The organism is Mesotoga infera, assembly GCA_011045915.1.
Classification (GTDB): Bacteria; Thermotogota; Thermotogae; order Petrotogales; family Kosmotogaceae; genus Mesotoga; species Mesotoga infera_D.
Genome location: DSBT01000070.1, coordinates 1 through 3,974, shown reverse-complemented (window position 1 = coordinate 3,974; position 3,974 = coordinate 1). Strand labels below are relative to the sequence as shown.

1 protein-coding gene is annotated in these 3,974 nt (G+C 45.4%); it reads right to left on the bottom strand.

Features of this window, described 5'->3' with window-relative positions:
- Nucleotides 1–548: 548 nt before the first annotated feature.
- A complete protein-coding gene (locus tag ENN47_02430) occupies nt 549–3,935 on the bottom strand; it encodes a hypothetical protein (protein HDP77043.1) in 3,387 nt (1,128 codons plus the stop codon).
- Nucleotides 3,936–3,974: the final 39 nt, after the last annotated feature.

The following is a 3,974-nucleotide window of genomic DNA, read 5'->3' as shown; positions in this document are numbered from 1 at the left end:
TAAGCATCGACTGGAATCCGGATACGGAGCAATTCGACGTCGAAGTCAGCAGCTGGGGAAGCACGGGAAACGGTCAAGGGATTTTCGAGTGCTGCCTTTGACTGTTTGCAATAACCGAATAATCTCTTTTGCGCAGGAACTCGGAGTCATTTCTTTCATGATTTCCAAACATTTGCAGAATTGCAGTAAGTTAATTAGCAAGACCTTGAGTGGTTTTCCGGAGGTTCGGATTCTTGGTTTCTAGGTTCTCGTACCTGCAAATTGAACTGCTTCTTGAGTGGGTCGGCGATTTCTAAAGCTAACTCTTAAAAGGTCTGGCGATGGAACACTTCGAAAGCAACGAGGGCACTAAGTTAAGGTTTTCTTGGTACCGCCAGTATAATCTGCAAAGTGCAACAATTGCATCAAACCCCGAAGCCTTTTTCTTGCGATTGTTGTTGTCTGGTGAACTTAGATGCTATCCGACGTCAATATCTACGATCATTCAACGTATCTACATGCTTTTTATTACATGATGTATAGCTCGATCACTCGAAAACAGGTGGACACTATTCTTTCTCGACTGAAATCGTTAGATCACTGTTTTTGCCAGGTTCGAGCCATATCGTCCTCAGATTTTCGGAGACAGTATATCCCTTTGGCAAGTCGGTTATTTCGATGGAGTGTTCCCCAAAGACAAGTCCTACCAGTTCGATCATTCCAAAGACCTGGAATTCGATTCCATCGACATTCAGACTAACCACTTCATACAAATAATCTCCTGTCTCGTCAATCAAAGATATGTTCAGCGAGCTTCTTTGAGCGAATCCAATCTCGAGTCGAGTATCACCCTTCTCGTCAACTTCAATTGTTTCAATTGATGTAGTGCGAGAGTAGAGTCTTTCAAATCCCTTGTCCATGTTGAGGGCTGCCTGGCTTTGCCCCGAAGGAACACCTTCAAGTAATGTCTGAGATCCCACTCTGAAGGGGCGGCCCCCTATAATCAAGACACCTGAAGCATCTAGCAGTGGTTCTTCCGACTCTCTCAAACCATTACCGTTTAGGTCATTGAAGATCAAGACTTCCATTCTTCTCTCAAAAGCTATTCCAAAATGGATTGCCTTTTTCTCTCCTGCTTTCAGGGTAAGTTCAACATCTACTGCCCCTGTTGTTATGCTTACCCCTTCTCCGAATGAAGAGAGATCGAGAGATAACTTTATCTCCCCCGGAGACACAGGCAGGGTTAGTGTACCGGTTGTTGTGAAAATGGAATCCTCACCCATGCTCACGGAAAAGCTTTCGAGATGCTCTTCGCCATTCTCGAATTGACCTGAGGTGTTTGAATCTATGAAGACTGAGATATCTATGTATGAAGGAGACTCCATAAAAGGCCAGGAAAACTCGTTCACACCGTACTCCATTACACACAGTTGGAGAGGCTCTTCGACGAGAGATATGAGCCCTTCAGGGAAATCGATCAACTCTACAGAGTAGAGACCCGCAGGCAACGATACATCTATATTGCCCATTTCATTGCTTTCATATTCTTTGTCCCCTATCCTAACTCTTACCTGAATGGGTCTGTCGCCGGAACCGGCTTTCTGATCAAGGTTCACGTCTGCGAAGAAATTAAGATTCATCCTGCCCATGTTGTCTTTCTTGAAGAACCAGCTGTCGTCGAACTTCACCCTGACTCCGAAATAGAAGCCGTCTCTCTGCAGATTTCCTACGAAACTCTCTGTCAAGTTTCCCCAGCCGTACCCGGCATATATCTGTGTGTCAGGAAGAGGCGAAATTCCGAACTCTACAATGTATCTGCTGAAGAAACCGCCTCCGCTATCTGCCACAAGGTATCCTGCTCCCGCAAGGGAGAGAAAGTCTATAAATGTCTTTTCAAATCGAAGACCGCCTATTGTGTATAGAGAGTTCTTCTTGAGATAAAGCTCACCTGTTAAGGTGAAGTTCGTACTTCTGTCGAGCCAGAAGGCTGTATCAAGTGACAAGCTTCCCTCGGAAGTAGTTGCTCCGTTTCTGCTGTCAACATAATAAGCAGCTTGAAAGAGTACTACTAGAGGAGTTTTTATATCAGGCAAATAGGCAAGCTCGGCCTGAATTTCGAATCTGCTTGACTCGAGAGATAAGTTGTTGGTGTACAACAGGTGATAGGCAGGTCTCAATCTGTATAAACCAAAGTACTCTCCGCGACTCTCAAAAAGCGCCCTGGTGAGCATGAATCTTCCGTCGAGTTTCAGGTCAGCATCAAATCTGAGTTTCAGGTCTTCAACTTCCCTGTTTTCGACAGCCAAGTGGACAGAGTAGAAGTTTTCACTGCTGGTGCCACCGAATGTGTGGCTTCCCTGTAAGAGAAGCTCAACGTTTACAATGTCCGGAGAAAAGGCCGCTGAGTAGCCAGCGCCGATCGAGACCTTGTCTGAGAGAGTGGCTTCAAGATCTATTTTCCCAGTATCGAGAGCAAACCCAAAACCAAGAATTGTCGAAAACTGAAGCTTCGGAAGAATTTTCACCTTCTCTCGGGCAATCAAAGAAGCCTTGCCGAGTTTCTTCAGAGCGTAGGGTGTGAAAGACAGCTCGGTTTTCCCGCTGACTGAATAATTGAAACCCATGTCCCCGCCAACAAAAAGCGTTTCACTCAGTCCGATGTCTGCACCCAGCTTAAGTCCAAATATCGGGTCGAGATTTCTCAGCCCGACACCAATCTCTCCCCTGATCTTTAGATCTTTGCTAGAAAAGGTGGGCTTCAGAGATACCATCATCTCGTTTTCCAGCTCCCCGCCTCGATGTATCAAAGTCTCTTTCAAAGAAGTCTCAAGCAATATACTTCCAATGGTGAAATCTTTCAGAAGTTCAAACGTCAAAGTTCCCTGTTCTGTCTTTTCACTGTAACTATAGCCAGATAGCATCTTAATTCCCAGAATTCGTGGGTTCAATTCGAAATCTAGACCAAATCCCGACGAAACGTTCGAGCTTCCAGGTTTAGTGAAATTTCTCTCAAAATATACTTCGAGTTCTGCAGTAAGCAGATCGATATCTAGCTGAGCAGAGGCAACGGTCCTGAAGCCCACCCCATCTTCATTCGAATTCAGCTGTGCAGTGAGAGCGGTATCAAAAGACTTGAAGAGTGGTCCCGAGGCACTGAACGATCCAAACCTATAACCGGAGCTTAATCCATTTACATAACCTGCAAAATCGTACTGCCAATCACGTGGTTTGTACTTCACTCGGCCCATGATATCCAAATCTCCAGGAACAGACGATTCGACCGAGTATTCTACGTCTATCGAGATAGGATTGAAGTCTATGTCGAAATAAGGTACTGGATTAGTGAAGATTATCATACCGCTGGTATAAAGAATGTAGTCCTGATTTCTTCTCATTAGCTTTCGCTCTATTACTTCGCCGTTTTCATTTCTTGTTAGGATCGTTACGGTTTCACTGTTTGGGACGGGAGACTCTTCAAGATAGTACGGTCCTCTGATTCCCTCGCCTCTGAACTCTTCCTTCTTCATTTCTCCGAAAACCGGATTTGCAAAAAGCCTGAACGACAAACTCTCTCCATAGTACTCGCTTGAAAGGCCTGTGCCCTTAGAAGAGAAACCGATGCCTGTTAGGTCATCGAAAGTGTAGTCTCCGAGTTGTACGTTGAAGAGTCCCTTCTCGAAACGGAAGAAGTACCATTCAGAAGAAGGCGCGAGAGTTCCAAGCATTGAACCGTCCCCATGCGTTATGTAGGAATCGAAGTCTCCTGAGGCCTCTTCGCCGAGTCTGAAAGTCAAAAGAGATTGACCTACATTCAAACGTCCGAATAGGCCTCCTTCTACTGATATTTCGCCGCTTGAAAGATTGTACTTAACGTTTGCACTTCCCGTAACCATTGGGGGTCTTGACTCAGCGACATACTCAAGTCGCGCGGTGGCAGAAAGATCTGCAAATTTCACCGTGAATTCAAGAACGCCTGAATTTGATCGAGGTTTCAG